Raw genomic sequence first — 689 nt, 5'->3', positions numbered from 1 at the left:
GAGGGGACGAAGGAGCGGCCGCACGGCACGTTCCGTACCGCCGCCCGGCGCCTGAGGCCGATCGCCGAGATGGGCTTCGACGTCGTCTACCTGCCGCCGGTTCACCCGATCGGCAGCACCTTCCGCAAGGGCCCGGACAACACCCTCACCGCCGGAGCGGACGACGTCGGCGTCCCCTGGGCGATCGGCTCCCCCGAGGGCGGGCACGACGCGGTCCACCCGGACCTCGGCACCATCGAGGACTTCGACCGTTTCGTCGGCGAGGCACGGGAGTTGGGCCTGGAGATCGCCCTTGACTTCGCGCTGCAGTGCTCCCCCGACCACCCCTGGGTGCACAAGCACCCCGAGTGGTTCCGCCACCGCCCGGACGGGACGATCGCCTACGCCGAGAACCCGCCGAAGAAGTACCAGGACATCTACCCGATCGCCTTCGACGCGGACATGGACGGGCTGATCGCGGAGACGGTCCGGGTGCTGCGGCACTGGATGGACCACGGGGTGCGGATCTTCCGGGTCGACAACCCGCACACCAAGCCGGTGGTGTTCTGGGAACGGGTCATCGCCGAGATCAACGGCCGGGACCCGGACGTGATCTTCCTGGCCGAGGCGTTCACCCGCCCCGCCATGATGCGCACCCTCGCGCAGATCGGCTTCCAGCAGTCGTACACCTACTTCACCTGGCGCAACAC

1 protein-coding gene is annotated in these 689 nt (G+C 69.2%); it reads left to right on the top strand.

The genetic code is table 11. The features are described from left to right. Positions 1–689, top strand: a 689-nt coding sequence (locus VT52_RS34190; RefSeq protein ID WP_240510007.1) for an alpha-amylase family protein, incomplete at both ends; no start/stop codon positions are given.

This window comes from Streptomyces malaysiense (genome assembly GCF_000980885.2).
Taxonomy (GTDB): domain Bacteria; phylum Actinomycetota; class Actinomycetes; order Streptomycetales; family Streptomycetaceae; genus Streptomyces; species Streptomyces malaysiense.
Note: the sequence above shows the minus strand (reverse complement) of the source record. Positions and strands in the feature narration are given on the sequence as shown.